Annotated in this window: 25 protein-coding genes; 13 read left to right on the top strand and 12 right to left on the bottom strand. The window is 62.5% G+C overall.

Annotated features, from left to right (window positions below; translation table 11 throughout):
* Positions 1–182: 182 nt before the first annotated feature.
* Together QD408_RS21080 and QD408_RS21075 are read left to right on the top strand one after the other, a co-directional pair.
* Positions 183–566 carry an Hpt domain-containing protein gene (locus tag QD408_RS21080; protein WP_088681172.1) on the top strand — a complete coding sequence of 128 codons (384 nt, stop codon included), beginning with the start codon at positions 183–185 and terminating at the stop codon, positions 564–566.
* Positions 567–768: 202 nt separating this feature from the next.
* Entirely contained in the window at positions 769–1,089 is a 321-nt protein-coding gene (locus tag QD408_RS21075) for a 2Fe-2S iron-sulfur cluster-binding protein (RefSeq protein ID WP_011425597.1), read from the top strand.
* 428 nt (positions 1,090–1,517) lie between these two features.
* On the opposite strand, the gene QD408_RS21070 is transcribed toward QD408_RS21075, so the two are convergent.
* Positions 1,518–2,144, bottom strand: a complete 627-nt coding sequence (locus QD408_RS21070) for a DUF922 domain-containing Zn-dependent protease (RefSeq protein ID WP_088681173.1) — start codon at positions 2,142–2,144, stop codon at positions 1,518–1,520.
* A 101-nt stretch (positions 2,145–2,245) separates the two neighbouring features.
* Between QD408_RS21070 and folP the strand changes: the two genes are divergently transcribed.
* The 3 genes from folP to folK are packed head-to-tail and all read left to right on the top strand — an operon-like array spanning position 2,246 to position 3,988.
* A complete protein-coding gene (folP, locus tag QD408_RS21065) occupies positions 2,246–3,115 on the top strand; it encodes a dihydropteroate synthase (RefSeq protein ID WP_414140640.1) in 870 nt (289 codons plus the stop codon).
* Positions 3,112–3,477, top strand: a complete 366-nt coding sequence (gene folB / locus QD408_RS21060; RefSeq protein WP_088681175.1) for a dihydroneopterin aldolase — start codon at positions 3,112–3,114, stop codon at positions 3,475–3,477. Before folP ends, folB begins: the two co-directional genes overlap by 4 nt.
* A complete protein-coding gene (folK, locus tag QD408_RS21055; protein WP_414140665.1) occupies positions 3,470–3,988 on the top strand; it encodes a 2-amino-4-hydroxy-6-hydroxymethyldihydropteridine diphosphokinase in 519 nt (172 codons plus the stop codon). Before folB ends, folK begins: the two co-directional genes overlap by 8 nt.
* A 53-nt stretch (positions 3,989–4,041) precedes the next feature.
* Here folK and QD408_RS21050 read toward each other — a convergent pair whose 3' ends face one another.
* The 4 genes from QD408_RS21050 to QD408_RS21035 all read right to left on the bottom strand — a co-directional run bounded on the left by QD408_RS21050 (position 4,042) and on the right by QD408_RS21035 (position 7,992).
* The gene (locus tag QD408_RS21050; RefSeq protein WP_088681177.1) at positions 4,042–4,593 is read right to left on the bottom strand and encodes a hypothetical protein; all 552 of its coding nucleotides are present in this window, start codon (positions 4,591–4,593) and stop codon (positions 4,042–4,044) included.
* A 210-nt stretch (positions 4,594–4,803) separates the two neighbouring features.
* Entirely contained in the window at positions 4,804–5,883 is a 1,080-nt protein-coding gene (locus QD408_RS21045) for a YcjF family protein (RefSeq protein WP_414140639.1), read from the bottom strand.
* The gene (locus QD408_RS21040; protein ID WP_414140638.1) at positions 5,880–7,355 is read right to left on the bottom strand and encodes a YcjX family protein; all 1,476 of its coding nucleotides are present in this window, start codon (positions 7,353–7,355) and stop codon (positions 5,880–5,882) included. Before QD408_RS21040 ends, QD408_RS21045 begins: the two co-directional genes overlap by 4 nt.
* Before the next feature lie 142 nt (positions 7,356–7,497).
* Positions 7,498–7,992 carry a SixA phosphatase family protein gene (locus QD408_RS21035; protein WP_414140637.1) on the bottom strand — a complete coding sequence of 165 codons (495 nt, stop codon included), beginning with the start codon at positions 7,990–7,992 and terminating at the stop codon, positions 7,498–7,500.
* On the opposite strand from QD408_RS21035, the gene QD408_RS21030 reads away from it, so the two are divergent.
* Together QD408_RS21030 and dksA are read left to right on the top strand one after the other, a co-directional pair.
* Positions 7,991–8,155 (top strand): hypothetical protein, encoded by a 165-nt coding sequence (locus QD408_RS21030; RefSeq protein ID WP_414140636.1) that lies wholly within the window; start codon positions 7,991–7,993, stop codon positions 8,153–8,155. The two genes, QD408_RS21035 and QD408_RS21030, sit on opposite strands and share 2 nt — an antisense overlap.
* Positions 8,156–8,266: 111 nt before the next feature.
* On the top strand, positions 8,267–8,686 hold the full coding sequence (gene dksA / locus QD408_RS21025) for an RNA polymerase-binding protein DksA (RefSeq protein ID WP_008525884.1): 420 nt from the start codon (positions 8,267–8,269) through the stop codon (positions 8,684–8,686).
* Positions 8,687–8,746: 60 nt separating this feature from the next.
* Here dksA and QD408_RS21020 read toward each other — a convergent pair whose 3' ends face one another.
* Both QD408_RS21020 and QD408_RS21015 read right to left on the bottom strand, forming a co-directional pair.
* Entirely contained in the window at positions 8,747–9,382 is a 636-nt protein-coding gene (locus tag QD408_RS21020) for a DUF1062 domain-containing protein (protein WP_414140635.1), read from the bottom strand.
* A 401-nt stretch (positions 9,383–9,783) separates the two neighbouring features.
* On the bottom strand, positions 9,784–10,830 hold the full coding sequence (locus QD408_RS21015) for a flagellar biosynthetic protein FliO (protein ID WP_414140634.1): 1,047 nt from the start codon (positions 10,828–10,830) through the stop codon (positions 9,784–9,786).
* 313 nt (positions 10,831–11,143) lie between these two features.
* Here QD408_RS21015 and cckA point away from each other — a divergent pair, with 313 nt between their 5' ends.
* Positions 11,144–13,747, top strand: coding sequence for a cell cycle histidine kinase CckA (gene cckA, locus QD408_RS21010; RefSeq protein WP_414140633.1), 2,604 nt, complete (start codon positions 11,144–11,146; stop codon positions 13,745–13,747).
* A gap of 267 nt (positions 13,748–14,014) precedes the next feature.
* Here the strand turns inward: cckA and QD408_RS21005 are convergent, their stop codons facing one another.
* Both QD408_RS21005 and QD408_RS21000 read right to left on the bottom strand, forming a co-directional pair.
* Complete coding sequence (locus tag QD408_RS21005; protein ID WP_088681184.1) at positions 14,015–14,941, bottom strand: pseudouridine-5'-phosphate glycosidase; 927 nt, start codon at positions 14,939–14,941, stop codon at positions 14,015–14,017.
* An 88-nt stretch (positions 14,942–15,029) separates the two neighbouring features.
* Positions 15,030–15,974 carry a carbohydrate kinase family protein gene (locus QD408_RS21000; RefSeq protein WP_414140632.1) on the bottom strand — a complete coding sequence of 315 codons (945 nt, stop codon included), beginning with the start codon at positions 15,972–15,974 and terminating at the stop codon, positions 15,030–15,032.
* A gap of 229 nt (positions 15,975–16,203) precedes the next feature.
* Here QD408_RS21000 and recA point away from each other — a divergent pair, with 229 nt between their 5' ends.
* The 3 genes from recA to QD408_RS20985 all read left to right on the top strand — a co-directional run bounded on the left by recA (position 16,204) and on the right by QD408_RS20985 (position 21,330).
* Entirely contained in the window at positions 16,204–17,292 is a 1,089-nt protein-coding gene (recA, locus tag QD408_RS20995; RefSeq protein WP_088681186.1) for a recombinase RecA, read from the top strand.
* Between the two features lie 165 nt (positions 17,293–17,457).
* The gene (gene alaS / locus QD408_RS20990; protein WP_414140631.1) at positions 17,458–20,112 is read left to right on the top strand and encodes an alanine--tRNA ligase; all 2,655 of its coding nucleotides are present in this window, start codon (positions 17,458–17,460) and stop codon (positions 20,110–20,112) included.
* 366 nt (positions 20,113–20,478) lie between these two features.
* Positions 20,479–21,330, top strand: coding sequence for an AraC family transcriptional regulator (locus tag QD408_RS20985; RefSeq protein WP_414140630.1), 852 nt, complete (start codon positions 20,479–20,481; stop codon positions 21,328–21,330).
* A gap of 49 nt (positions 21,331–21,379) precedes the next feature.
* Here the strand turns inward: QD408_RS20985 and QD408_RS20980 are convergent, their stop codons facing one another.
* From QD408_RS20980 to QD408_RS20970, 3 genes are all read right to left on the bottom strand, one after another.
* Positions 21,380–22,006 carry a glutathione S-transferase family protein gene (locus QD408_RS20980; protein WP_414140629.1) on the bottom strand — a complete coding sequence of 209 codons (627 nt, stop codon included), beginning with the start codon at positions 22,004–22,006 and terminating at the stop codon, positions 21,380–21,382.
* A 60-nt stretch (positions 22,007–22,066) separates the two neighbouring features.
* Complete coding sequence (locus QD408_RS20975) at positions 22,067–22,513, bottom strand: N-acetyltransferase family protein (protein WP_414140628.1); 447 nt, start codon at positions 22,511–22,513, stop codon at positions 22,067–22,069.
* Between the two features lie 70 nt (positions 22,514–22,583).
* Entirely contained in the window at positions 22,584–23,795 is a 1,212-nt protein-coding gene (locus tag QD408_RS20970) for an NADP-dependent isocitrate dehydrogenase (protein WP_414140627.1), read from the bottom strand.
* A gap of 193 nt (positions 23,796–23,988) precedes the next feature.
* Between QD408_RS20970 and QD408_RS20965 the strand changes: the two genes are divergently transcribed.
* Together QD408_RS20965 and QD408_RS20960 are read left to right on the top strand one after the other, a co-directional pair.
* A complete protein-coding gene (locus tag QD408_RS20965) occupies positions 23,989–24,528 on the top strand; it encodes a hypothetical protein (protein WP_414140626.1) in 540 nt (179 codons plus the stop codon).
* 99 nt (positions 24,529–24,627) lie between these two features.
* Positions 24,628–26,667 carry an FUSC family protein gene (locus QD408_RS20960; protein WP_414140625.1) on the top strand — a complete coding sequence of 680 codons (2,040 nt, stop codon included), beginning with the start codon at positions 24,628–24,630 and terminating at the stop codon, positions 26,665–26,667.

Genomic DNA, 26,667 nt, shown 5'->3' with positions numbered 1-26,667 from the left:
CCCGTTGTTAACATCTTTGAATCCCGCGCCTCGCTTAAAAACCAATAATTTAGGGATGTTTAACGCACGTTAACCATATGGCGAGATTTCCGCCCTCAATGTGCCGGAATTTAACGTGATGGCCACCCTCCTGACGCAGAACTGTAGCAACTGCGGACGATACGAGACGGGAGAATTGGCAAATGGCAGCCCAGATGGCAGCATTGAACATCGTATTCGAGGCGCCGGACAATGCGAAGGGACCCTGTCCCTCGAAGGTCCGGCCGATCGACCTGGTCCATCTCGCCAAGCAGACGATGGGCGACAAGACGCTGGAAATCGAAGTCCTTCAGATGTTTGCGCGCCAGGCGCGCGCCTGCCTTCAAGATATAGCAAGCGGTGAAACAAGCCGCGCGGGCGCTGCCGCTCACCGGCTCAAAGGGGCGGCAAGCTCCGTCGGCGCGTTCCGCGTGTCGCAGACGGCGGAAGCCGTCGAGGAAGCCGGCTGCGATGCCGGAGCGATGGCAGCGCTCGGCGCCGCCGTCGTCGACGCCGAGAATTTCATCCTGAAGCTCTGCCGCGGCTGAGCCATTTCCAGCCATCGTCCGAACGAGGCCCGTTGTTTCATTGCGAAACCACGGGTCTTTTTGCGACGTCCCTCATGACGCTATGAAGACGGCGGGCGAGGGCTCGATCTGCGAGGCTATGGCCAGTTTCCGAATGTTGACTGACGCGTCGAATTGTCGGAAGAAAATCCGCCCATCCATTAGAAGACCGGAAATAGTCCTGATGCCCAAACTTACCATCGTCGCCTTCGACGGCACGCGCTTCGACCTCGACGTCGACCAAGGCTCCACCGTCATGGAGAATGCCGTGCGCAACTCGGTGCCCGGCATCGAGGCGGAATGCGGCGGCGCCTGCGCCTGCGCGACCTGTCATGTCTATGTCGACGAGGAGTGGACCGAGAAGGTCGGTCAGCCGGAGGCGATGGAAGAAGACATGCTCGACTTCGCCTTCGATGTCCGCCCGACCTCGCGGCTGTCCTGTCAGATCAGGATGAAGGCCGCCTATGACGGGCTCGTTGTGCACGTGCCGGAACGCCAGGCCTGAACGCATCGACCCGAAAATCGGAATCGGTTTTCGGAAAGCGCGATGCGAGGACTGGAAGAGTTGGAGCGTCCTTTGTGCATCCGAAAGGATACGCGGCGCTCCAAGCGCGCCCGCGTTTCAACAATCGTCGCTGTCAGATCTTCGTATGGCACAAAAAAGACGCCTCGCGCGCTGGTGCGAGCGAGGCGAGGCGGGCGCATTACCAACGGATGAGGGAGGAACATCCGCGGCTTCGGAACGCGCCAGGAGAACCCAGCGATGAAAGTGCAGATGCCGTACCTGAACTTTCGAATGTGTTCATATTAACGCGTTCCGGTTGAGTCTGCCAGGATGAAAAATGACCATTAAAACGCTGGGGAGGGCGCAAGTTTCGCACAGGTTTCGTTGCGCGGCTAAGTTTTTCCGCTCGCAGAAGAGTTGAGAAAGCCCTATTTTGCGCCGGCTCGACCGTTGATTCGATTGTTCAGCAATCTCAGCATGCGCTTCTGGAAATTGACCGCCTCTACCCGGTCGAATTGCGCCTGCTGCCGGTCGTGCTCCTCTATACCGCGAGCTGATTCGTTGGAAACGAGTTCCTGCATGGCTTCGCAGCTGCGCTGGACCGGCAATGCGCGGATGGCGCGCTCCATGGCGCGGGCCTGGTTGCGGGCGATCTCGGCGTGGCGCTCCTCGTGGCGCTTGATATCGCTCGACAGCGCATCCCAGATCATCGACAGCTCTTTGCTGGCGCCCTTGCGGCTGCTCCAGCGCGGCAGGATGATCTGGGTATGGACGGTGACCTTGACGTTGCCGACGCGGCAGCGGCCGTCATCCTGGATATAGGTGGCTTCGCCGCCGAAGCGGATCTTCGTGGCGCCTGGATGGCGCGCCGAGGAGCCGCTCGCCGTCGGGCCGCGCCGGCTGAGTTCGCGGTCGAGCTCATCCGCCGTTTTGCCGCGAATGTCGAAATAGGAATAGCTTTTCGATGCAATTACTTCGGCTGCCGCTGGGCCGCAGAGGCAAAGAGCAATGGAAAAGGCGACAGGAAGAACCATATTACGCACTGCAAGCGGCATTCTGAACGCAACCCGTGTTGAAATCGGCTGGAGCTTGGGGCATAGCCACCACAAGCGCAATATCGGATGACGGTTTTTTCGTCATCAATGGGATAAGTCTGGTGACAGGGCTCGAAGGCAGTTTATGGCGCGTCGCCCATGGCCGGGAGATCGAACTCGGCCGTCGCTCGGCGATCATGGCGATCATCAACGTGACGCCGGACTCCTTTTCCGATGGCGGGCGCTTCCAAAGCGTGGATGCGGTTGTTGCTCATGCGTTACAGGCAGTCAGCGACGGCGCTGCCATCATCGACATCGGCGGCGAATCGACCAGGCCGGGCGCGGCAACCGTAAGCCCTTCCGAGGAGCAGGCGCGCGTGCTGCCCGTCATCGAGGCCTTGCGCGGGCGCACCGAGGCGCTGATATCAATCGATACCTATCGCGCCGAGACGGCGCGGCTTGCGGTTAGCGCCGGCGCTCATATCGTCAATGATGTCTTCGGGCTGCAGAAGGAGCCCGATATTGCCGATATCGCCGCAGCGACCGGGGCCGGGCTCTGCATCATGCATACCGGCCGCGACAGGGCGAAGCTTCCCGACGTGATCGCCGACCAGGTGCATTTCCTCAAAGCATCGCTTGCGATTGCCGCGGCAGCGGGCGTCAACAGCGACCGTATCGTGCTCGATCCGGGTTTCGGCTTCGCCAAGGAGACGGCAGAGGAGAACCTGGAGCTGATGGCGCGGTTTTCCGAACTTTCCCGTTTCGGCCTGCCGCTGCTCGCCGGCACCTCGCGCAAGCGGTTTCTCGGCGCCGTGACCGGGCGGGAGGCGCCGGACCGGGACGCGGCGACGGCTGCATCAAGCGCGTTGCTGCGGCTTCAGGGGGCTGCGGTTTTCCGCGTGCACAATGTCGCAATCAACAGGGATGCGCTCGATATCGCTGATGCTATGCTCAATGCCCGCCAGGATTTCGAGAGGACGCGGCCGACATGACCACCTACACGATCACGCTGCAGAACTGCGCCTTCTTCGCGCGCCATGGCGTGCATGACGAGGAGGAATTCCTCGGCCAGCGTTTCTTCGTCGATGCGGAGCTCGATGTCGTCGGCGGCGAGGCGCTGGAAAGCGATTCGATCGACGACACCGTCAATTACGGCATCGCCTTCACGGTGATCGAGGAGATCGTTACCGGCAAACGCCGCTACCTGATCGAGGCCTTGGCGCTCGATATCGCCAAGGGGCTCTGTCAGAAATTTCCGCAGGTGCGGCGGGCGAAGATCACGGTGCGCAAGCCGAATGCGCCGGTGCCCGGCGTACTCGATTTCGTGCAGGTGAGCGTTGAGCACTTTGCCTGAGGCTGCATGGCAATCGGCCACCCTCGGCCTCGGCGGCAATATCGGCGATCCGGTAAAGGCGATGGCCGCCGCGCTGCAAAGCCTGGACCGGCGGGACGACTGCCGTGTCGCCGCCGTCTCGCGGCTTTATCGCACGCCGCCCTGGGGCAAGACCGACCAATCCTTCTTCTTCAATTCCTGCGCTGCCGTCGAGACCTTGCTTCCCCCTGAGGCTTTGCTTGATGTCTGCCTGTCGATCGAGCGCGAGATGAAACGCGAGCGTATCGAGCGCTGGGGGCCGCGCACACTCGATATCGACGTGCTGACCTATGGCGATGTCGTTCAGGACGCGCCGCGGCTGGAGCTGCCGCACCCGCGTATGACCGAACGCGGTTTCGTGCTGATGCCGCTGGCCGATATCGCGCCCGACCTTCTGGTCAAGGGCAGGGCAATCGGCGACTGGCTCTCGGAGGCCGACGTGGCCGGCATCGAGACTGCCGATGGCAGCCGTGACTGGTGGCGGAAGGCCTGAAACGGAAAACGGCGGGAAAACCCGCCGCTTCAGGACGATCCTGCAATCCCGTTTTACTGAATGGAGCCGACGGCGATTTCGTCGACCTGGCGGGTCAATGTCAGGCCGATGACCGGGATCATCTGGCTTTCGACCTTGACCGAGACGGTGATGTTCATCGTCTTGTCGTCTCGCACGCGAGCGATCATCGCGCCGTTCAGCTTGGCGCGGTTGATGCCGACGACGACGGTATCCTCGGTCACGGCGCCGGAGACGACGTCGAGGCCCTTGCCGGCAGCGCCGTCGAGGAACTTGCCCTTGTAGGTGGAGCCGGACTGCGAGATGACGGCGGTCATCGGCTGCTTGAAGACGCCGACGCGGCAGGTGCCGTCAAGCTTGATGCCGGTGCTGCTGTCGTCGGTCGGTTCGCCGGTCAGGTTGCAGGTGAATTTCGTACCCTTGTACTTGCCGGCGACGATCTCGCCCGGGCCTTTCCAGGAGCCGGTGACGGATTCGAAGAAAGCCTTGTCACGGGTCGCAGCCGTGGCTGCCGGAGCGACATCTGCGACAGGAGACAATGCCGCGGCGGCCAGGCCGCAAACGAAGAGAAACTTGCGCGAATACATGGATTTTCCTTGGCAAACACCACTCACGAATTGAGTGTAAGTTTTGCCGAATAATGGTTAATCCTTCCTTTCCATCATGGCGGAATGCGAGGAAATGCCGAGGCTGGGAGCCGTCCGGATTTTAGATTTTTATCGCTAATGCATTGGATTTACTTAAATTTATCCAACCTTACCTTGGGGATGGCAAAAGCTGCAGAACTGTTCCGTTGTTCAAGGAGTGTTGCCGCGCGGTGACATCGAAGGCGTGAGATCGCCGATGAAATCTCCGATTCCCGGCCGTTTCAGCGCGTGAAAGGCGAGCGGGCGGCAGAGATCCATGGCCGCGATTCCGATGCGGGCGGTCATCAGACCGTTGATGACGCCTTCGCCGAGTCGGGCCGAGAGCTTGGAGGCCAAGCCATGGCCGAGCACCTGCTGGACGAGACTGTCGCCAACGGCGATCGAACCGGTGACGGCAAGGTGAGCCAGTACATCGCGCAGCAGGCGGAACATGCCGAGCGTGCCGGGACGGCCGCCATAGAGCTCGGCCATGGCGCGGATGAGACGCACGGCCTCATAGAGCACATAGAGCAGGTCGACGACGGCGCGCGGGCTGACGGCGGTGACGATCGAGACGCGCTTGGAGGCGTTGACGATGAGCGCCCGGGCCTTGCGATCGAGCGGGGCGAGCAGTTCGCGTTCGGCGAGCGCAATCAGATGCGGGGAATCGATGACCTCGCCCTCGGTCGCCTTCAGCGTCGCGCGGCCCTTCGATGTTTCGGGATTGGCCGAAAGGAGAGTGCAGAGACGCCCGACGACGGCGCGCGCCTTTGCCGGCCTGGTTTCGAGGATGGCGGCCTCTGCGTCGGCCTTGATGGTCTGGACGGCGGCAAGGCGCATCATGCCCGCGGTTTCGCGGATGACGAGGGCAAGCACGGCGAGGATGCCGATGGCGAGCACGCCAAGAGCGACATAACCCAGCCAATCGGCGCGGGTGAAGAGATCGCGGATCAGCCGGTCGGTCCAGAGGCCGATGCCGAGCGACAGCAGGATGCCGAAGGCGCCGGCGGCGATCTTGCCGAAGGAGGTTCGCCTCTTCAGCGGCGTTGCGACCGGCACCGCGCTCAGATCCTTGTCGGGATTGAGGAAGGGATCGTCCTCATCCGCCGTGACGACGATGTTCTCGGAGAAGCTTTCCGGCTTGCGCCGCGCCTGTGGCCCGCGGCCATTTTCGCGCGGTTCCGCAGTCTCTTCCTCATAGGTGAAGGCGGCGGGCGGGCGGCGAGGCGAATCGGATGGGGGCTTGCTCATGCGAGACGGTCTCCGAACAGGAACTGCATGGCGCGGTCGAGGCGGATATGCGGCACCGACAGCTTGATGCCGCCGCCGGATTCTTCGAGATGCGGCGGGCGGAACCTGACGACATTGACGTCGGGCAGGGGCTCAACGGTCTTGCCCGAAGCAATGCGGTCAAACAGGTTTTCCGGATCTTCCGGCAGGTCGCCGGGGAAGATCGCGGTCTTCTTCTGGCCATCGAAGCGCTCGCCGGCGATGGTTTCGCCCTCCATCGGCGTGCCGACGATCACAGGCAGTTCATGACCGTCACGCTTGACGGTGGCCTCGCGGGTGGCGCGCACGGAGGCCAGCGCCATCACATCGATGCCCGCACCCGCCATGCCGATGCGGGCGATGGCGCGATCGACGAGGCGGCGGGTCAGCGCATCGAGCCGGTCGTGGCTCTCATGATGGAGATGATCGGCCTTGGTGGCGGCGACCAGCACGCGGTCGATGCGGCGGCCGAGCAGCGAAGAGAGCAGCGAATTGGTGCCGGGGCGGAAACAGGCGAGCACGTCTGTCAGCGCGCGCTCCAGATCCTGCACGGCCTCGGGACCGCGGTTCATTGCCTGCAGCGCATCGACCAGCACGATCTGACGGTCGAGCCGGGCGAAATGCTCGCGGAAAAAGGGTTTGACGACGACCGACTTATAGGCCTCGTAGCGCCGCTCCATCATCGCCCAGAGCGAACCGCGGCCAGGATGTCGGCTCGCCGGCAAGGCCAGGGGCGCAAAAGTCAGCGCCGGCGAACCGTCTAGATCGCCGGGCAGAAGCAGGCGGCCGGGCGGCAGGGTGGAAAGCGAGCGCTCGTCGGCCTTGCAGGCCATGAGATAATCGGCAAAGGCGGTGGCGAGATCGCGGGCGACCATCTCGTCGGCATCGGCATGGATATTGGCGGAACGCGTGAGCTCCAGCCAGCCGCGCGACAGCTCGGAACGGACGCCGGTTTCGGCAAGCGCGATCGTCTCCTCGCTGAAGGTGCGGTAATCCTTGCCGAGCAGCGGCAGGTCGAGCAGCCACTCGCCGGGATAATCGACGATATCGATCGACAGGCGGCCGGGCGAGAACAGGCGGTTCCAGCCGCTGGCGCTTTGATAATCCAGCGTGATGCGCAGCTCGGAGATGGCGCGGGTCGAATCCGGCCAGATGCGGTCCTTCACCAGTGCGCGGATATGGTCCTCGTATTGAAAACGCGGCACGGCATCGTCCGGCTGCGGTTCCAGCCGCACCGCCGAGACGCGGCCGGACTGTACCGGCTCGAACAGCGGCAGGCGGCCGCCATGCAAGAGATTATGGACCAGTGACGAGATGAAGACCGTCTTGCCGGAGCGGGAGAGGCCGGTGACGCCGAGCCGCACGGTCGGATTGACGAGACCGCTCGCCCTGTCGGCGAGATTGTCCAACGCGATGCGGGCGTCGTCGGCGAGGGATGTCAGGCGTGGCGGCAAGGCGCGATTCCGGTTGATGACTGCCGGCAATATAGGAAGAGAGCTCCGCCCGAAAAAGAAGCGGATCTAGAGCATTTCCGTTTTTCTTCGAATCACGAAAATTCTCTATCTTCTTGTTTTAACGCAATTCCCGGCAAAAGCTTCAGACGACTAGGAAATCGGTCAGGCGCCAGGCGGTCGCCGATACGTCGAAATCGAGAACGGCGAGGCCGGCCGTCGGGAAGCCGCCGGGAAGGGCGCTCACCATCGCTTCGTGGCCGATCAGCGCCTCCAGTGCCTGCTCGATCGTCGGGTTGTGGCCGACCAGCATGACGGCTGCCGCATCCTGCGCATCGATGATCTCGATATAGGTGCCGACCGTGGCGTTATAGAGCGCATCGACGTAACGCACGTCGAGCGTGACACCCATCGCGCGGTGGACGGCATCGGCAGTGGCGCGGCAACGCAGAGCCGTCGAACTGATCAGGAGATCAGGGCGAAAACCTTTGTCGGCGGCCTTATCGGCGATGATCTCGGCATCGCCATAGCCCTTCTCATTGAGCGGCCGGTCGAAATCGCGCTGTCCGGGTTCGGCCCAGGCCGCCTCGGCATGACGCAGGAGATAGATGCGGTTAGGCGGAGGCAGGGGTACGGTCATGGGCAAATCCAGGATCGAGCAAGTCTTTTCACTAACGGCTGCGATCAGCCGCCGTCAACCGCCAAGCGTGCAACGGCTGCCCAAAACCTGGCCGACAACACGGCGTTTTGAAGGCGAAGCAAAAAACGGCAGCCGGAATAACGATGATAAAATAGACCGTTAGCCGGAAAATGTAACAGATTTAAAAATCTGTTTACCTGTCGTATTTGGCTTGAATCGCGGCCAGCGCTTGGGATATACAGCCCGCCATGAGATGTTCTTCAGGAGAATCGCGTTGAGTGAGAAGATCGATCTTAGCAATTACGTTCCCTCGGAAGAGGAAGAGTTCATGAACGTAAACCAGCGTGCCTACTTCAGGGCGAAGCTGGTAGCCTGGAAAAATGATATCCTTAGAGAAGCGCGCGAGACACTCGACCACCTGGCCGAGGAAAGCGCAAACCATCCCGATCTCGCCGACCGTGCGTCATCGGAAACAGACCGGGCGATCGAACTTCGCGCCCGCGACCGGCAGAGAAAGCTGATCTCCAAGATCGACGCCGCGCTGCAGCGCATCGAGGACGGCACCTACGGCTACTGCGAGGAAACCGGCGAGCCGATCGGCCTCAAGCGTCTCGATGCCCGCCCGATCGCGACGCTGTCGATCGAGGCGCAAGAGCGCCACGAACGTCGCGAAAAAGTCTATCGCGACGAATAGCGATTTTCATGCAGGCATGAAACAGAAGAAGGCGCCGCGACCGATCGCGGCGCCTTTTTGTTACGCGGGATCTCCTGTCGCCAAGGGCTTCCAGGATTGTTCGCGGTCCGCCTCCCCAGCGAGGTCGATCCCAATAAGCACCGCATTCCTGATTCGCCGCCGAATGAGGTCCGCATGGCCGGGGTCCGTGCGAAGCATGCCGCTTTCGTGAAGGGCTTGCAGCCGGGAACGGGAAAGCTTCAGCTCGGACGCCAGCAGGCGGTCGAGACGGATGCTGATCGGAAACGGAATCGTCAGTTCGATTTCCAAACGCGTCCACTCCGGAACGTCCTGCTGGATTTCTTTGGTGACTTCGAAGTCGGCGAACTCGTCCACGCGTTGCGATTTGCGTCGCAGTGCTTCGAGATTGAAGGTTTCCGCCCGAATCCAATCCGGATCGTTGGACTGTAACGCGTCAAGGATTGCGGGATCGATGGTGCGGACATTCTGGCGTTCCAGGATCGGCCGGTTCCACGTTCTTTGGCAGGCCAGGCATTTGTAGATGAGCCAGGCATCCAGTTTGCGGCCGTTGGCGTTGAGCCGGATCTTGTCGCTGGATTGGAAGGCTCTGAGGCCTCCGCATCCGCCGCATGCAATCCAGGGCTGAGGTGCTGTTGTCGGAATGATGGTCCATCGGACCCGAAGCGTCTTGCACATATCGCGTTGGTCTTCCTGTCGGAAGTCCACCAGGATGGTGCATGAGAAAGCCCTTGCGGGCGCGGCGTGGCGATGTTCTGGGCGGCTGAAGAGCTGAGGCAGCGGAGGCAGCGGAGCTGCGCATGGCACAAAATAACAATGCCAAACCGGTCTCTCGCCACCACCCGATGAACATAGTCATACCCCGGCAGCGCATCGCTGTCCCGAAGTACGGGTGAAACTGGAGTGAGACCGGTATTTACTTAGGCAAAATGAACCTCGGTGCGCCAACGCTCTTCAACCCGAGGAATAACAAATGATCGGAGCGGATGGGAGTCCCCGCTGCTTTCCGCAATTGAAAGCCGCAGACTTGCGACTTTTATGCAACTTGATGATGCGGGCAGGAGCGCGGGGCGCTTCCCTCACTTGTCGCGGTTGACGCTCATTTCCCCGAAGATGCGGGCGACTTCCTTCTGCAGTTCGGTGTCGGCGCCGGTGATCGGCGCAAGATCGGGGTCACGGCGCGGCAGGTTGCCGGGCTGCGGCGCGGCCTGGCGCGGCGCCTGGTTTGCCGGCGCCGGCACAACGCGTTCGGCCGTCAGGTTGTTCGACATCTCCTCTTCCAGCACGCGCTGGAAATCACGCCGAATCGCCGCTGCCGATTGCGCAGCCGCATCGTCCTCGGCCGTCGCCGTGCGCGCGGCCGCCGGCGTGCTCTGGACAGGCGGGGCGGAGACCTCAGGTTCGATGCGCTGCTGCGGCAGCACGCGCTGGCGGGCAGCATCGAGGATCTCGGCGGCACTGGCCGCGTCCCGGTACGGCGCGGGCTGCGCGGAAGCAGGCGGAGCGGGACGTTCCGACGGGCGCGGCGAGGGCGGGACGGCGCGCAGCGGATTGTCGCGTTCTGCCGCCAGAGAGGCTATCGCAGGAGATGCTGCGGGCTCAACCGGAAGAGGGCTCGTGGCCACCGGGGACGCGACGACCGGCTGGGCCGGCGGTTCGGGACGAGGGCGCGGTTCCGGCGACACGGGTGTGGAGAACGAGGGCTCGGGGGCCGGTTCGACGCGGGCCGCGACAGGCGGGCGAGCTGCAGGGGCGGGCGGCGTTTCCGGCCGCGCGGCCGGTATCGGACGCTCATCGGCGGGCTGCGGACGGTGGGCGCTTTCCGCCTGTCCGGCCGTCTCGGTCAGGATGCGGCTTTCGATAACGATATCGGTCGGGCCGCCGATCATGATCAGGTGCTCGACATCGTCGCGGCGAACCAGCACCAGCCGGCGGCGGGTATCGACGGCAGCCGCATCCAGCACCTGCAGGCGGGGCTGGCGGTTTTTGCCGCCGCGAACGAAGGGCGAGGGCGCGCGATTGCGGAGCAGCCAGAGCGCGAGGATGAGCAGGAGAAGCGCCAGACCGACGCCACCGGCGGCAAGCAGGAAGCGGCTGCCGTAAGCTCCCACAACATCATCGAACATAGTCACTCACTCCATTTCACATTCGGCACATATTGACGACTTTTCCGTTCCTTAGACAAGGGCCGAAGGTCCTGTCCAGTCACGCGCGAACGCGATTTCGTGTGCGCAGGGTTGCGCGTGCAGGTGTTGCGCTTTTGCGGGCACCTCAGGCGAGCTTCAGGGGCAGATGGCGCTCTTGCCTGTGAATTCAAGCAGTCTTGCCGCCTACCGCTGTTTTTGCCGGCGCGGCAAATTGCTAAGAAGGAAAGAGTGCCTGATTCCTGCTTCGTCTTCGTGCTACGAACCAAGCCGGAAGGGTTTATGTGAGGAATACATGACGAAACCGCGTCAGGCCGACGACTATAACGCACCGCTTGTCGATCGTGGGGGGCGTTCTGGCACGGTTTTGCGCATTCTCCTCCTGGCGATCGTGCTGATCGCGGCCGCCGGCGGCTTCGTCGTTTTCAAGCACTCGCTCGACAATGAGATTGTGCTCGGCGGTCTCGGCGTGCTCGCCATGGTCGGCATCTTCTTCCTGGTATCTTCCGTCATCGGCTTCATCGAGGTGATGCCGCAGCGCCAATCCGACAGCCTGGCGCGCGCCTTCCTGAACAGCCACCCCGACGGCACGCTGATCACTGACGAAAAAGGCCGGATCATTTATGCCAACGCTGCCTATGGCGCGTTGACGGGCGCACGCAAGGCGACCGAGGTGCAGACGCTGGAAACGCTGCTTTCCCGTCACCGCGAATCCAACGAAGCGCTCTACAGGCTGGTCAACGGCCTGCGCGAGGGAAGGGAAGGCCGCGAGGAATTCCGCCTGCTGCGCGCGGTCGGCCCCGGCAGCAACGGCTCGGGCGCACACTGGTACCGGCTGAAGGCGCGGCTGCTCCAGCCGGAGGAGAATGGCGGCAAGCCGCTGCAGATCTGGCAGATCACCGACATCACCACCGAGCGCGACGATCAGGAGCGCTTCTTCAAGGAGCTGCAGAACGCGATCGACTATCTCGACCATGCGCCGGCCGGATTCTTCTCCGCCGGCAGGAAGGGCGAGATCTTCTATCTGAATGCGACGCTTGCGGAGTGGCTGAGCCTCGACCTCACCAAGTTCGTGCCGGGCTCGATGACGATCGGCGACGTCGTGGCGGGCGAGGGGCTGGCGCTGATCCAGTCGGTGCAGGCCGAACCGGGTTTGAAAAAGACCGTGACGCTCGATCTCGACCTGCGCAAGACCAACGGCCAGAGCCTGCCGGTGCAGATCATCCACAGCGTCACTTCGATGCGCGACGGCGCGCCCGGCGAAAGCCGGACGATCGTGCTGGCGCGCGAAAAGAGCGACGAAAGCGGCCATTCCGCTTCGGCCGCGGCCATGCGCTTCACCCGCTTCTTCAACAACACGCCGATGGCGATCGCCTCGGTCGATGGCGACGGGCGCATCCTGCGCACCAATGCGCCTTTCCTGAAGCTGTTCTCCGGTGTGGTCTCTCGTGACGATCTGGAAAGGCGGCCGCGTCTCGAAACCATCGTGCAGGAGAGCGACCGGCCGCAACTGGCCGAGGCGCTGGCGGCGGCGAAGGACCGGCAGGGCGACATCGCGCCGCTCGACACCCGCACGCCGACCGATGAGGCGCGCTATTTCCGCTTCTACGTCAACGCGGTCATCGACCAGAGCGACGAGGCACCCGAGGAAGCGGCGATCGTCTATGCCGTCGAGGTGACCGAGCAGAAGGCGCTGGAAGCGCAGATGGCGCAGACGCAGAAGATGAATGCCGTGGGAACGCTTGCCGGCGGCATCGCGCACGACTTCAACAACGTACTGACGGCGATCCTGCTTTCCTCCGACCATCTGCTGCTGCAGGCGCGCCCCTCGGATGCGAGCTTCGCCGACCTGATGGAGATCAAGCGCAACGCCAATCGCGCCGCCGTGCTGGTGCGCCAGCTGCTCGCCTTCTCGCGCAAACAGACGATGCGGCCCTCGGTGCTGAACCTGACCGACGTCGTCGGCGACCTGCGCATGCTGGTCGACCGGCTGCTCTCCGGCACCAATGTCAAACTCGACGTGCAGTATGGCCGTGATCTCTGGCCGGTCAAAACGGACCTTTCGCAATTCGAGCAGGTGCTGATCAACCTCTGCGTCAATGCGCGCGACGCCATGCCGGAGGGCGGCACGCTGACGCTGCGCACCCGCAATCTGACCGCCGCCGACGTTGCCGCCTTCAACTATTCCTATATGCCGGCCGAGGACATGGTGCTGGTCGAGGTCGCCGATAACGGCACGGGCATTGCGCCTGAGATCATGGACAAGATCTTCGAGCCGTTCTTCACCACCAAGGATGTCGGCAAGGGAACCGGTCTCGGCCTCGCCATGGTCTATGGCATTGTCAAGCAATCGGGCGGTTACATCCAGCCGGAATCCGAAGTCGGCAAGGGCACGACCTTCCGTGTCTTCCTGCCGCGCCACATTCCGGAGCCGGCCGTTGCAGCGGAAGCGGGCGCGATCGACGGCGCCATTGCCGGAACGGAAGTGCTGCCGCCGCCCGTATCGTCGCAGCAGCCCGAGGACCTGACCGGCTCGGCCGTCGTTCTCCTCGTCGAGGATGAAGAGGCGGTGCGCCGCGGTGGCAAGCGCATGCTGGAAACACGGGGCTATACCGTGCACGAGGCGGGCTCGGGGGTCGAGGCACTGAGCATCATGGAAGAGCTCGACGGCAAGGTCGACATCGTCGTCTCCGACGTCGTGATGCCCGAAATGGACGGCCCGACGCTGCTGCGCGAGCTGCGCAAGAACTATCCCGACCTGAAATTCATCTTCGTTTCAGGCTATGCCGAGGACGCGTTTGCCCGCAACCTGCCGCCGGATGCGAAATTCGGGTTCTTGCCGAAGCCGTTCTCGCTGAAGCAGCTTGCTGTCGTGGTGAAAGAGACGCTGGATAGTTAGGGCTGCGGCTTGGCGGTTTCAGTAGAGGGTGCGCTGTGTGGCACCCCCCTCTGTCCTGCCGGACATCTCCCCCACAAGGGGGGAGATCGACAAGCGGCCTGACCGTCGCACACAGCTACCGCTTTGCCGGGCGACAACGCTTGTTGTTTGGGGAAACCCGCGCACCCAGCCGATCTCCCTCCTTGTGGGGGAGATGTCCGGCAGGACAGAGGGGGTGTTACACGGCACTATCTATCTGTATGGCCGGACCAGCCCGCCCGTCAAAAATTACTCGCCCAGCGCCACGGCAATCTCCGCCGCAAGCCGGGCATTGTTCTCCACCAATGCAATATTCGTCTTCAGGCTCTGGCCGTCCGTCAGATCGAAGATCGTGCTCAGGAGATAGGGCGTCACCGCCTTGCCGGTGATTTCGTCGCGCTCGGCGCTATCAAGTGCCCGCTCGATATAGATTTCCATTTCCTCGCGCGCGATCTCGTCGGCTTCGGGCACCGGATTGGCGACGAGCATGCCGCCATCGATGCCGAGCTGATCGCGCACGGTCTGGAAATTGGCGATGGCCGCCGGGCTGTTCAGCGACAGCGGGCTTGGGATGCCCGAGGAGCGCGACCAGAAGGCGGGGAATTCTTCGCTTTCGTAGGTGACGACGGGTACGCCGCGGGTTTCCAGCACTTCCAGCGTCTTCGGAATGTCGAGGATTGCCTTGGCGCCGGCGCAGACGACGATGACGCCGGTGCGCGCCAATTCTTCCAGATCGGCCGATATATCGAAGCTTTCCTCGGCGCCGCGATGCACGCCGCCGATGCCGCCGGTGGCAAAGACGCGGATGCCGGCGCGGGCGGCAGCGATCATCGTCGCCGCGACCGTGGTGGCGCCGGTGCGGCGCTCGGCGATCGCGAAGGCGAGGTCAGCGCGCGACACCTTCATCACATCAGTCGCCTTGGCGAGCTGCTCCAGTTCGGCGGATTCAAGGCCGATATGCAAGGTGCCGTGGATGACGGCGATCGTTGCCGGGACGGCGCCCTGTTCGCGGATGATCGTCTCGACGCTGCGGGCCATCTCGATATTGCCGGGGTAGGGCATGCCGTGGGTGATGATGGTCGATTCCAGCGCCACCAGCGGCGCGCCGCGCTGCTTGGCGCTGGCGACTTCCTTCGAATAGGCGATCGGCAGAAGAGGAGAGATGGGCTTGGTCATGATCTTTTCCTGTGATCGGCAGAGCATGATACCGAAAAGCCGGGCGGGTTTCGAACGGCGTCATGCTCAACTCTTTAATTCAGCCGCTTCAATGCAGAATTCTGGCCTCGGGAACAAGGGCAAGCGCCTCATTCAGGAGAACCGGCGTCAGATTTTCATTGACGGCGTGCCGCGACTGCACGGTCAGCACTGCTGCTGCCGCGCCGTGGCGAACAGCCTCCGCGAGCGGCAAGCCTGACATCAAGGCGGCGAGTGTGCCGGCGGCAAGGGAATCTCCGGCGCCCGTGACGTCGGCGACGGTCTCGGCGATCGGCGGCTGCAGCGTCACGGCGCGGCCCTCACAAATCGCAACCAGCTCGCGCCGGCCGCGGGTGACGACGGCGTTTCGGATGCCGATTTCGTTCAGGAGCGGCGGCCAATCGCCCACATCCTCCGGCTGTCCGCCGGTAAGAGCAGCGGCTTCGGCCTCGTTCAGGAACAGATAGTCGATATCCTCGATGCAGGGTTTCAGCCTGACAACCTTGGCCGGCGAGATCGCGATCGCCGCGACGGGTTTTGCGAGGGAGCGCGCCTTCGCGACGATTGCCGAGATCGTCTCTTCCGGCAGGTTGGCATCGAAAAGGATGAAATCATGGGCGGCGAAGGCTTCCCGCACCCAGCGGATGGAGAGCCGGCGCGGCACGAAGAAACGGTAGAGTTCCATGTCGGCAAGGGCGATGACGAGGTTGCCGTCCTTCTCGATGATCGCCGTGTAACTCGGCGTCTTGCGGTCGAGGAAAACGAAGGGGCGGTCATCGACGCCGGCGAAATCGGCGGCTTCACCGACCATCTCGCCGGTAGCGTCGCCGCCGCGCGGCGAGATCATCGTCACTTGAAAGCCGAGCCTTGCGAGATTGCGCGCGGCGTTGAAGCCGCCGCCGCCCGGTTCCTCGAACCATGTGCCGGGATTGCTGGTGCCTGGCGCCGTCTCGCCGGAAATACGGCCGCGCCGATCGATATGGGCGCCGCCGAGAACGAGAATCTTTTTCTTCATTTCAGCTGCTCTCCTGGCGCCGAAGGAGCGAATCGACCGGGAGAGCACCGTTCCGCCGGAGCCGGTTTTGACGGCTTAAGCCTTTGCTTTGCATCGATAAAACAAATATAGAACACGAACCGTTTTACCTTTTTCTTTCAATTGTTTGATCGCCTATTGCGGGAGTGGAACAAATAGGGTACAAACTCGACATTGCTTGAGCGGCTTCAATAACCTAAAGGTGGATCGGATGTCTCAGAATTCATTGCGGCTGGTAGAGGACAAATCGGTGGACAAAAGCAAGGCGCTTGAAGCGGCACTCTCACAGATAGAGCGGTCGTTCGGCAAGGGCTCGATCATGAAACTCGGCTCCAACGAGAACGTCGTCGAGATCGAGACGGTTTCGACGGGCTCGCTCGGCCTCGATATCGCGCTCGGCATCGGCGGCCTGCCGAAGGGGCGTATCATTGAAATCTACGGGCCGGAAAGCTCCGGTAAGACGACGCTCGCGTTGCAGACCATTGCGGAAGCGCAGAAGAAGGGCGGCATCTGCGCCTTCGTCGACGCCGAACACGCTCTCGATCCGGTCTATGCCCGCAAGCTCGGCGTCGATCTGCAGAACCTGCTGATCTCGCAGCCCGACACCGGCGAACAGGCGCTCGAAATCACCGATACGCTGGTGCGCTCCGGTGCCGTCGACGTTCTGGTCGTCGACTCGGTCGCTGCGCTGACGCCGCGCGCTGAAATCGAAGGCGAAATGGGCGACAGCCTTCCCGGCCTGCAGGCCCGCCTGATGAGCCAGGCGCTGCGCAAGCTCACCGCCTCGATCTCCAAGTCGAACTGCATGGTGATCTTCATCAACCAGATCCGCATGAAGATCGGCGTCATGTTCGGTTCGCCGGAAACGACGACGGGTGGCAACGCGCTGAAATTCTATGCTTCCGTCCGCCTCGACATTCGCCGCATCGGCGCGGTCAAGGAACGCGAAGAGGTGATCGGCAACCAGACCCGCGTCAAGGTCGTCAAGAACAAGATGGCGCCTCCCTTCAAGCAGGTCGAATTCGACATCATGTATGGCGAGGGCGTTTCCAAGACCGGCGAACTCGTCGATCTCGGCGTCAAGGCCGGCATCGTCGAGAAGTCGGGCGCCTGGTTCTCCTATAACAGCCAGCGTCTCGGTCAGGGCCGTGAAAACGCCAAGACCTTCCTGCGCGACAATCCGGATCTCGCCCGCGAGATCGAGCTGTCGCTGCGCCAGAATGCCGGCCTGATCGCCGACCGCTTCCTGCAGAACGGCGGACCGGATGCCAATGACGGCGATGACGCGGCGGAAATGTAATTTTCGCGCTCAGTTCGTCTGCCAGTCCATTTGAAAGTCAGACCGGCCGCATTCCCTGATCAGAATGCGGCCGGTTTTGTTTGTCGGCTGGACAGTGGCGGAGGCGAACGTTAAAAGCCGATGGATTTGTATTTATCCGCCTTGGGCAGCATTGAAGGGCATAGAATGAGCGGCGTGAACGATATCCGGTCGACCTTCCTCGACTATTTCAAGAAGAACGGCCACGAGATCGTTCCGTCTAGCCCGCTCGTGCCGCGCAACGACCCGACGCTGATGTTCACCAATGCCGGCATGGTGCAGTTCAAGAACGTCTTTACCGGCCTGGAAAAGCGTCCCTATTCCACGGCGACGACTTCGCAGAAGTGCGTGCGCGCCGGCGGCAAGCATAACGACCTCGACAATGTCGGTTATACCGCGCGTCACCTGACCTTCTTCGAAATGCTCGGCAACTTCTCCTTTGGCGACTATTTCAAGGAGAATGCGATCGAGCTTGCCTGGAAGCTCGTGACCGAGGGGTTCGACCTGCCGAAGCATCGCCTGTTGGTGACCGTCTATTCCGAAGACGAAGAAGCAGCGGCGCTGTGGAAGAAGATCGCCGGCTTCTCCGACGACAAGATCATCCGCATCCCGACCTCCGACAATTTCTGGCAGATGGGCGATACCGGCCCCTGCGGCCCTTGCTCTGAAATCTTCATCGACCAGGGCGAGAACGTCTGGGGCGGCCCTCCCGGTTCGCCTGAGGAAGATGGCGACCGGTTCCTGGAATTCTGGAACCTCGTCTTCATGCAGTTCGAGCAGACCGAGCCCGGCGTGCGCAACCCGCTGCCGCGTCCGTCGATCGATACCGGCATGGGTCTGGAGCGCATGGCCTGCATTCTCCAGGGCGTCCAGAGCGTTTTCGACACCGACCTGTTCCGCACGCTGACCGGCGCGATCGAGGATGCCGTCGGCGTCAAGGCCGCGGGCAGTGCCAGCCATCGCGTCATCGCCGATCACCTGCGCTCGTCCGCCTTCCTGATTGCCGATGGCGTTCTGCCGTCGAATGAAGGCCGTGGCTACGTGTTGCGTCGTATCATGCGCCGCGCCATGCGCCATGCCCAGCTTCTCGGCGCCAAGGAGCCGTTGATCTACAAGCTTCTGCCGACGCTGGTGCAGCAGATGGGCAGGGCCTATCCGGAGCTCGTGCGTGCCGAAGCGCTGATCTCCGAGACGCTGAAGCTCGAGGAAAACCGCTTCCGCAAGACGCTGGAACGCGGCCTGTCGCTTCTATCCGACGCGACCGCCGACCTTTCCAAGGGCGACATGCTCGATGGCGAGACGGCTTTCAAGCTCTACGATACCTACGGTTTCCCGCTCGACCTGACGCAGGATGCGCTGCGCGCCCGTGAAATCGGCGTCGATATATCGGGCTTTACCGATGCGATGCAGCGCCAGAAGGCCGAAGCCCGTTCGCATTGGGCCGGCTCCGGCGAGAAGGCAACGGAAACCGTCTGGTTCGAACTTAGGGAAAAGCACGGCGCCACCGAATTCCTCGGTTACGACACGGAGACCGCCGAAGGCGTTGTCCAGGCGATCGTTCGGGATGGGGCGGTTGCGACCGAGACCAAGGCCGGCGACAAGGTACAGATCGTCGTCAACCAGACGCCGTTCTATGGCGAATCCGGCGGCCAGATGGGCGATACCGGCGTGATCTCCTCCGACCACGGCAAGATCGAGATATCGGATACGCAGAAGAAGGGCGAAGGCCTCTTCGTGCATTCCGGAACCGTGATCGAAGGCGTGTTCAAGGCCGGCGACGCTGTTGTGTTGACGGTCGATCATGTCCGCCGTTCGCGCCTGCGCGCCAACCATTCTGCAACCCATCTGCTGCATGAGGCGATGCGTGAGGTGCTCGGTACCCATGTCGCCCAGAAGGGTTCGCTGGTCGCGCCCGAGCGCCTGCGTTTCGACGTGTCGCATCCGAAGCCGATGTCTGCGGAAGAACTGAAGATCGTCGAGGACATGGCCAATGAGATCGTGCTGCAGAATGCGCCGGTCACGACCCGCCTGATGAGCGTTGACGACGCCATCGCCGAAGGCGCCATGGCGCTGTTCGGCGAGAAGTACGGCGATGAAGTGCGTGTCGTGTCGATGGGCACAGGCCTTCATGGCGCAAAGAGCAACAAGCCTTACTCGGTCGAGCTTTGCGGCGGCACGCATGTGTCGGCCACCGGTCAGATCGGCCTCGTGCGTATCCTCGGCGAAAGCGCCGTCGGTGCAGGGGTGCGCCGTATCGAAGCGGTGACCGGTGAATCGGCGCGCGAATATCTCGCCGAGCAGGACGAGCGCGTGAAGACGCTCGCTGCCTCGCTGAAAGTTCAGCCTTCGGAAGTTCTGTCGCGCGTCGAAGCGCTGATGGACGAGCGCCGCAAGCTCGAAAAGGAACTGGCCGACGCCAAGCGCAAGCTTGCCATGGGCGGCGGGCAGGGCGGTTCTGCCGATGCCGTGCGCGAGGTCGCCGGAGTGAAGTTCCTCGGTAAGGCCGTGGCCGGCGTCGATCCGAAGGACCTCAAGGGTCTGGCCGATGACGGCAAAGCCAGTATCGGCTCCGGCGTCGTGACGCTCATCGGCGTGTCCGAGGATGGCAAGGCAAGTGCTGTTGTCGCGGTGACACCGGATCTGGTGCAGCGCTTCAGCGCCGTCGATCTCGTCCGTGTCGCTTCGGCCGCTCTCGGCGGCAAGGGCGGCGGCGGTCGTCCCGACATGGCGCAGGCCGGCGGCCCTGATGGCGCCAAGGCTGATGAGGCGCTTGAGGCTGTTGCAGCGGCACTTGCGGGCTGACCTGCCGTCCATTCCGCAGTTTCGAAAAGGCGGCAGCTCGGCTTCCGCCCAAGCTACATCATTCCTGTGACCTCAGGGCTTTGCCCGAGGGATGTCACAGGAATCCAGTGCGCCCAAGTCCTTGGGCGCGAAGGACTCTTTTCTTTAGGTGCTGATTCATTCACGGCGCAGACGCGCCGTGGCTGGATTCCTGTGACGAGCACAGGAATGAGGGAGGGGAGGCGGCGTAGCCGACATATGGCGACGCTTTTCTCTGCCGCTTACGGGCGATGACATAGCGTTGGCGCTCCGGACCGCGCAAGTGCGCAGGATTTGTCAAATCGGAATATGGTTCTTTCCAGTCGATCGATTTGCGCGAGGTTTGACATGAACGGCGAAACGGCATGGGCACTTTACGAAAGCCGTCTGAGACGGGTTTCGGCCTATATTCACGACCACCTCGATGAGGAGCTGGATATGGAGCGCCTGGCCGAAATCGCCTGTCTGTCGAGCTATCACTGGCACAGGATCTATCGGGCGATCTATGGCGAGACGCTGGCGGCTACCGTCAAGCGGCTGCGGCTGCATCGCGCGGCGGGCGAGATCGTCGGCACGGAGCTTGCCGTCGGCGAGATTGCAAAGCGATCGGGCTATCCCAATCTCCAATCCTTCAATCGCATCTTCAAATCGGTCTACGGCATGCCGCCGGCCCGCTACCGGAAAGAGGGAAGCCATACAGCCTTCGAACCCTCACCTAACGGAAAGACCAAAGCCATGTTCGACGTGACCATACGCGAGATCGGGCCGACCGAGCTGATCGGTGTTGCCCATACCGGTTCCTATATGCAGATCGGCAAAGCCTTCGAGACCTTGTTCGGAACGCTTTACGCCCGCGGCCTCGCAAGGCCCGACATGCGGATGATCGGCGTCTATCTCGATGACCCGGACATCGTGCCGGCCGAAAAGCTGCGCTCAGTCGCCTGCGTCACCGGCACTTCCGAGCTTCCCACGGAGGCGCCGTTCGAACGACGCAGGATCGATGGCGGCGAATATGCCGTGCTGCGCCACAAGGGTCCCTATGCGGATATGCACAAGGCCTATCACTGGCTTTATGCGGAATGGCTGCCCAAATCGGGGCGGCAACTGAAGGACAGTGTCATGTTCGAGGAATATCTCAACAACCCGCGCGAGGTGCCGCCGACCGAACTGATGACGGACATTCATATGCCGCTCGCCTGACGGCCGACATCCCCGACGCGGTGGTCTGGCCGCCGCGCCGGGTTGAGGGTCAGGCGGCCTGCATCGTCTTGCCGGCTTCGTCGTCCAGTGCGTTTGCGCGCTTATAGGCCTCGCGCTCGCTGACGCGGTCGAAATAGTCGATGAAGGCCTGGCGCTTTTCGATGCTGCCGAAGCCGAGGCCCCAGCCGATATGGGCGCCGACATAAACGTCGGCGGCGGTGAAGCGTTCGCCGGTGACATAGGCCGATTGGGAGACGGCCATCTCGAGCGTGTTCATGACGTCGCCGAAACCGCCGCAGCCGGCCATGCGCAGGCGTTCCGCGGGAATTTCAAAGCCGAGTGCCTTCATCGTCACCGCCGATTCGAGCGGGCCGGCGGCAAAGAACATCCAGCGGTAATAACGGGCGCGTTCCTCCGGCCTTGGCGCCAGGCCCTTTTCCGGAAAAGTCTCGGCAAGATAGGCGCAGATCGCCGCGCATTCGGTCACGATGGTATCACCGTGGCGGATCGCCGGCACCTTGCCCATCGGATTGACCCGGAGATATTCCGGCGCCTTCATGGTTTCGCCGAAGGTCAAGAGTTCGGTGCGATAGGGCTGGCCGATCTCCTCCAGCATCCAGCGCGCGATGCGGCCGCGCGACATGGGGTTGGTATAGAATACCAGTTCTTCAGTCATGACATCCTCCTCGTTTCCCGGAATCAATAGTGCGGGCTGGCGTTTCTGCAACCCTGCTGCCTAAAGCGCCTTGCGGTATTGGATGAAGCCCGAGCGTTCGGCGATCTTGTCATAAAGGCGCCGGGCCGTCGCATTGCTTTCATGCGTCATCCAATAGAGCCTGCCGGCACCGTTTTGCCGGGCGATCCCGGCGACGGCCTCGATCAGTGCTGCGCCGGTGCCGAGCCCGCGTCGACTGTCCTCGACATAGAGATCTTGGAGATAGCAGGTCCATTGCGGCAGCCAGCAGGACCGATGGAAGATGGCGTGCACGATGCCGACGAGGCGGCCGTCTTCGTCGAAGGCGCCGAGCGCATGCATCGGTTCATCTGCAATGTGGAAGCGAGCCCAGGTAAGATCGGTCGTCTCGGCGGGGATCACCACTTCGTAGAAACGCTGGTAGGCAGCCCATAAGGGTTCCCAGGCCGCGTAGTCAGAGGGTTGGAGCGGGCGCACGGTCGCCGTCATTTGCTGTTCTCCCAAAATGAAAACGGCGGGGAAATCCCCGCCGTTTCAATGCTATTCCGAAAAGACCTGATTACGCCATGGCCTTCTGCAGGTTCTGATCGATCTTGTCGAGGAAGGCGGTGGTCGAGAGCCACGGCTGATCGGGGCCGATGAGCAGCGCCAGGTCCTTGGTCATGAAACCGGATTCGACGGTGTCGACGCAGACCTTTTCCAGCGTCGAGGCGAAGCGGGCGAGCTCGGCATTGTCGTCGAGCTTGGCGCGGTGCGCGAGGCCGCGGGTCCAGGCGAAGATCGAGGCGATCGAGTTCGTCGAGGTTTCCTGGCCCTTCTGGTGCTGGCGATAGTGGCGGGTGACCGTGCCGTGAGCGGCTTCGGCTTCAACCGTCTTGCCGTCGGGCGTGAGCAGAACCGAGGTCATCAGGCCGAGCGAGCCAAAGCCCTGGGCAACGGTATCGGACTGAACGTCGCCGTCATAGTTCTTGCAGGCCCAGACGTAACCGCCGGACCACTTGAGCGCCGAAGCGACCATGTCGTCGATCAGGCGGTGTTCGTAGGTGATGCCGGCTTCCTTGAACTGATCCTTGAATTCGGTGTCGTAGACTTCTTCGAAGATGTCCTTGAAGCGGCCGTCATAGGCCTTGAGGATGGTGTTCTTGGTCGACAGGTAGACCGGCCACTTGCGCATCAGGCCGTACATCATCGAAGCGCGGGCGAATTCGCGGATCGATTCATCGAGGTTGTACATGGCCATGGCGACGCCGGCGCCCGGAGCGTTGAAGACTTCCTTCTCGATGACGGTGCCGTCTTCGCCGACGAACTTGATCGTCAGTTTGCCCTTGCCGGGGAATTTGAAGTCGGTGGCGCGGTACTGGTCGCCGAAAGCGTGACGGCCGACGACGATCGGCTGCGTCCAGCCGGGAACGAGGCGGGGAACGTTGCGGCAAATGATCGGCTCACGGAAGATGACGCCGCCGAGGATGTTGCGGATCGTGCCGTTCGGGCTCTTCCACATTTCCTTGAGGTTGAATTCCTTGACGCGGGCTTCGTCCGGCGTGATCGTCGCGCACTTGATGCCGACGCCGTACTTCTTGATGGCGTTGGCGGCATCGACCGTGACCTGGTCGTTGGTGGCGTCGCGGTTTTCGACCGAGAGGTCGTAGTAGTCGATGTCGAGGTCGAGATACGGATGGATCAGCTTGTCCTTGATAAGCTGCCAGATGATGCGTGTCATTTCATCGCCGTCGAGATCGGCGACGGGATTGGCGACCTTGATCTTCTTCATGTATCTGCCTCGTAAGCTTGGAAGGGAAGGGTTGTCCCGGCTGGGTGATGTAATCCGGAGCGCTATAGCATTGTGAGCAGGGAACGCAAAGCTGCAACGGGCAGGGACGTGACGTTTTTGCCGCCATTGCCAAGTGCCGGAAAATGGCTACCCTCCGCGGCATAAGCCTGCCCCGAGTCCCGGACATTTTGCCATGAAGAAGATCGCCGTTCTCGCCGGCCTCGTTGCCGCCGTGTCTTTCGCACCTGGCCTTTCGCTTGCGGCCGATGCGACTGTACCGGTCAAGGAAATTATGCAGGACACGCAGAAGAACTGGGCGAGCGACGCCAGCGACTGGATCGATATTTTCGAAGAGAGCATGCTCGGCCGGCTCTACAGCAAGGACTTCGGCGACAAGTACAAGGCAGCCGCCCAGAACCCCGCGGCCGACGAGGACGGCATTTCGCCCTTCGACTATGACGTGATCGTCAATGGCCAGGATGCCTGCCCGCTGCAGGACCTCTCCATCGAAAGCGGCCAGCCGGCAAACGGCACGACGGAGGTGACGGTGAAATTCAAGGCAGCCACCTGCATGGAAGGCGCAGCCAACAAAGATGACGTCACGACCGTGCGTTTCGAGGTGATCGAGGAGAACGATAAATCCGTCATCGATGACATCATGATCCAGGGTGAAGAGGGGAAAGGGCCGACCTCGCTCAAGGAAACCATGGGGCTGATTGCCAAGGGCCAGTAGGCGCACGGCATCCGATCGGCATCGGGGAGGATGTCGCCGGCAGTTTGATTTCCGCTCGCGCGGCGGTATCTATCGATCCTTCCATGGCATGAGGGGATCATGCATCTGTTTTCCGGTTTTCAGTTCCGCGACTGGCTGCTTGCCAACGATCCGGCGCTTTCGCGCCTGCGCATGGCGACGCGGGTGACGCTGACGATCGTTCTCTCGTTTCTGATCCTGCTTGCCATCAAATCCGTTATCTGGCCCTTGCCGGCCGCAGCCTTCGGCCTCGGCATCGTATTGTCGATCGAAGGCGGAGTGGCGGTGCGCGACAAGGGCAATGCGCGCCAGCTGGTGACGCGGCTCTTCGGCTGCGCCGTAAGCCTTGCCGTCGTCGGCATCGCCGCTGGGCTCGAGGATCGCCGCTTTCTCTCGGATCTGGTCTTCCTTCTGATCATCCTGCTTGCATCGGCGGGCCGCGTGTTCGGGCCGCGCGGCTTTGCGATCGGCATGTTCGCCTTCACCTCCTATTTCATGGGTGCCTATTTCCGGCCGTCGCTTGCCGAATTGCCTGCCGTGGCGGTCGGCCCCGTTGTCGCGGTACTCGTCGGCCATGTGGTGAGGGCGGTTCTCCTGCCCGATGATTGGCGGCGCGATCTGCTGCGCTCGCTCGAAAGCGTGCGGGGACGGATCAACCAGATCCTCTTCAAGCTCGCAGCCCTTGCCGGCAGCGGTGCTATCGGCGATGCCGACCGGCAGGAGCTGCGCCAGCTGGAAGAGCGGCTGAAGGAAGTGGTGCTGATGGCCGAAACCTTCATCCCGCGCCCACCCGCCGGTGTCTTCGACGGTGCCGCCGATCCCGCCGCGGAACTGGCGATCCGGCTCTTCGATGCGCATCTTGCCGCCGAGAGCGCCATCGTGCTGAGCTTCCAGAGCCCGCCGCCCTTCGGGCTCGTCCACGCCGCGATCGAGGCGGATGCGGCGGAGCTTGCAAGATATGAGGGCATGGCCGAGACCATCAAGGATGAGCCGCAGGGCGAAACCGTGCGGGCGCTTCTCTGGCTCGGCGAGGCGCGGCAGCAGCTGACCGAGGCGATCGTCAAGGGAGAGGCCTCTGGCTTCTCGGGCATCGAGGTTTTCGAGGACACGGCGCCGCCCCAGCCGATCGACTTCTCCTTTGCCAACCCGCTGCTGCGTTCGGCGTTGCAGATCACGCTCGCTTCGGCGATCGCCATGAGCTTCGGCCTGCTCCTGTCGCGCGAGCGCTGGTTCTGGGCCGTACTTGCCTCTTTCCTCGTCTTCACCAACACCAATTCGCGCGGCGATACGGCGATGAAGGCGTTGTCACGCTCGCTCGGCACCGTGTTCGGCATCGCCATCGGCCTGGTGCTCGCGACGCTGATTTCGGGTGAACAGGCGATTGCCATTCCGGTCGCGGTCGTCTGCATCTTCCTCGCTTTCTATTTCCTGCAGGTTTCCTATGCGACGATGACCTTCTTCATCTCGATCGTGCTCTGCCTGGTCTACGGCATGACCGGCGTGCTGACGCTCGATCTCCTGAAGTTGCGCATCGGGGAGACCATGATCGGGGCCGCGGCCGGAACGGCGGTCGCCTTCGTGGTGTTTCCGGCGCGTACGCGCGGCGCTCTCGACGCAGCACTCGCACGCTGGTTCCAGGCGCTGCGCGATCTGCTCGGCGCTATCGGCGAGGGCAAGCGCGGCTTCGAGCTGATCGCACTGTCGCAGAAGATCGATGCCTGCTACCGCGACGTGACGGTGGCGGCCCGGCCCCTCGGCTCTTCCTGGTCGGTGGTGACGCGGCCGGGCCAGATCCGCCAGACGCTGGCGATATTCCTCTCCTGCACCTATTGGTCGCGCATCCTGGCGAAGAGTTACGACGCGCCAGCCGTCGACGATGACCAGAAACGATTGATCGCGGCGGATCTGGCGCTGATCGACGATGCGGCCCCGCGCGGCTCGACCTGTTTCGTCATTGAGCGCAAGGCATCGCGGACGACAGGACGGCACCTGCCGGTGTCGCGCGAGGGCGCCAGGGTGGGGCTCGAAATGATCGGTTCGGCGCTGGAAAGGCTCTATCCGTGGGCCGACACCTTGCCGTTTGCGCCGGGCGAGGCTATTGCGCGCTCGAAACAGGGATAA

Source organism: Rhizobium sp. BR 249 (assembly GCF_047445895.1).
In the GTDB taxonomy this organism is placed as follows: domain Bacteria; phylum Pseudomonadota; class Alphaproteobacteria; order Rhizobiales; family Rhizobiaceae; genus Rhizobium.
The sequence above is the reverse complement of the archived record's forward strand: the minus strand, read 5'-3'. Positions and strand labels throughout refer to the sequence as shown.

Coding starts and splice junctions, on each gene's coding strand:
- QD408_RS21005 (WP_088681184.1), bottom strand. CDS start 14,941: ATGACCAAGCCCATCTCTCCTCTTCTGCCGATCGCCTATTCGAAGGAA.
- cckA (WP_414140633.1), top strand. CDS start 11,144: ATGACGAAACCGCGTCAGGCCGACGACTATAACGCACCGCTTGTCGAT.
- QD408_RS21075 (WP_011425597.1), top strand. CDS start 769: ATGCCCAAACTTACCATCGTCGCCTTCGACGGCACGCGCTTCGACCTC.
- QD408_RS20965 (WP_414140626.1), top strand. CDS start 23,989: ATGAAGAAGATCGCCGTTCTCGCCGGCCTCGTTGCCGCCGTGTCTTTC.
- QD408_RS21015 (WP_414140634.1), bottom strand. CDS start 10,830: ATGTTCGATGATGTTGTGGGAGCTTACGGCAGCCGCTTCCTGCTTGCC.
- recA (WP_088681186.1), top strand. CDS start 16,204: ATGTCTCAGAATTCATTGCGGCTGGTAGAGGACAAATCGGTGGACAAA.
- QD408_RS20960 (WP_414140625.1), top strand. CDS start 24,628: ATGCATCTGTTTTCCGGTTTTCAGTTCCGCGACTGGCTGCTTGCCAAC.
- QD408_RS20970 (WP_414140627.1), bottom strand. CDS start 23,795: ATGAAGAAGATCAAGGTCGCCAATCCCGTCGCCGATCTCGACGGCGAT.
- QD408_RS21030 (WP_414140636.1), top strand. CDS start 7,991: ATGGGCAAATCCAGGATCGAGCAAGTCTTTTCACTAACGGCTGCGATC.
- QD408_RS21045 (WP_414140639.1), bottom strand. CDS start 5,883: ATGAGCAAGCCCCCATCCGATTCGCCTCGCCGCCCGCCCGCCGCCTTC.
- QD408_RS20985 (WP_414140630.1), top strand. CDS start 20,479: ATGAACGGCGAAACGGCATGGGCACTTTACGAAAGCCGTCTGAGACGG.
- QD408_RS21050 (WP_088681177.1), bottom strand. CDS start 4,593: ATGTATTCGCGCAAGTTTCTCTTCGTTTGCGGCCTGGCCGCCGCGGCA.
- QD408_RS20980 (WP_414140629.1), bottom strand. CDS start 22,006: ATGACTGAAGAACTGGTATTCTATACCAACCCCATGTCGCGCGGCCGC.
- QD408_RS20975 (WP_414140628.1), bottom strand. CDS start 22,513: ATGACGGCGACCGTGCGCCCGCTCCAACCCTCTGACTACGCGGCCTGG.
- folB (WP_088681175.1), top strand. CDS start 3,112: ATGACCACCTACACGATCACGCTGCAGAACTGCGCCTTCTTCGCGCGC.
- QD408_RS21020 (WP_414140635.1), bottom strand. CDS start 9,382: ATGTGCAAGACGCTTCGGGTCCGATGGACCATCATTCCGACAACAGCA.
- QD408_RS21080 (WP_088681172.1), top strand. CDS start 183: ATGGCAGCCCAGATGGCAGCATTGAACATCGTATTCGAGGCGCCGGAC.
- QD408_RS21070 (WP_088681173.1), bottom strand. CDS start 2,144: ATGCCGCTTGCAGTGCGTAATATGGTTCTTCCTGTCGCCTTTTCCATT.
- QD408_RS21035 (WP_414140637.1), bottom strand. CDS start 7,992: ATGACCGTACCCCTGCCTCCGCCTAACCGCATCTATCTCCTGCGTCAT.
- QD408_RS21000 (WP_414140632.1), bottom strand. CDS start 15,974: ATGAAGAAAAAGATTCTCGTTCTCGGCGGCGCCCATATCGATCGGCGC.
- alaS (WP_414140631.1), top strand. CDS start 17,458: ATGAGCGGCGTGAACGATATCCGGTCGACCTTCCTCGACTATTTCAAG.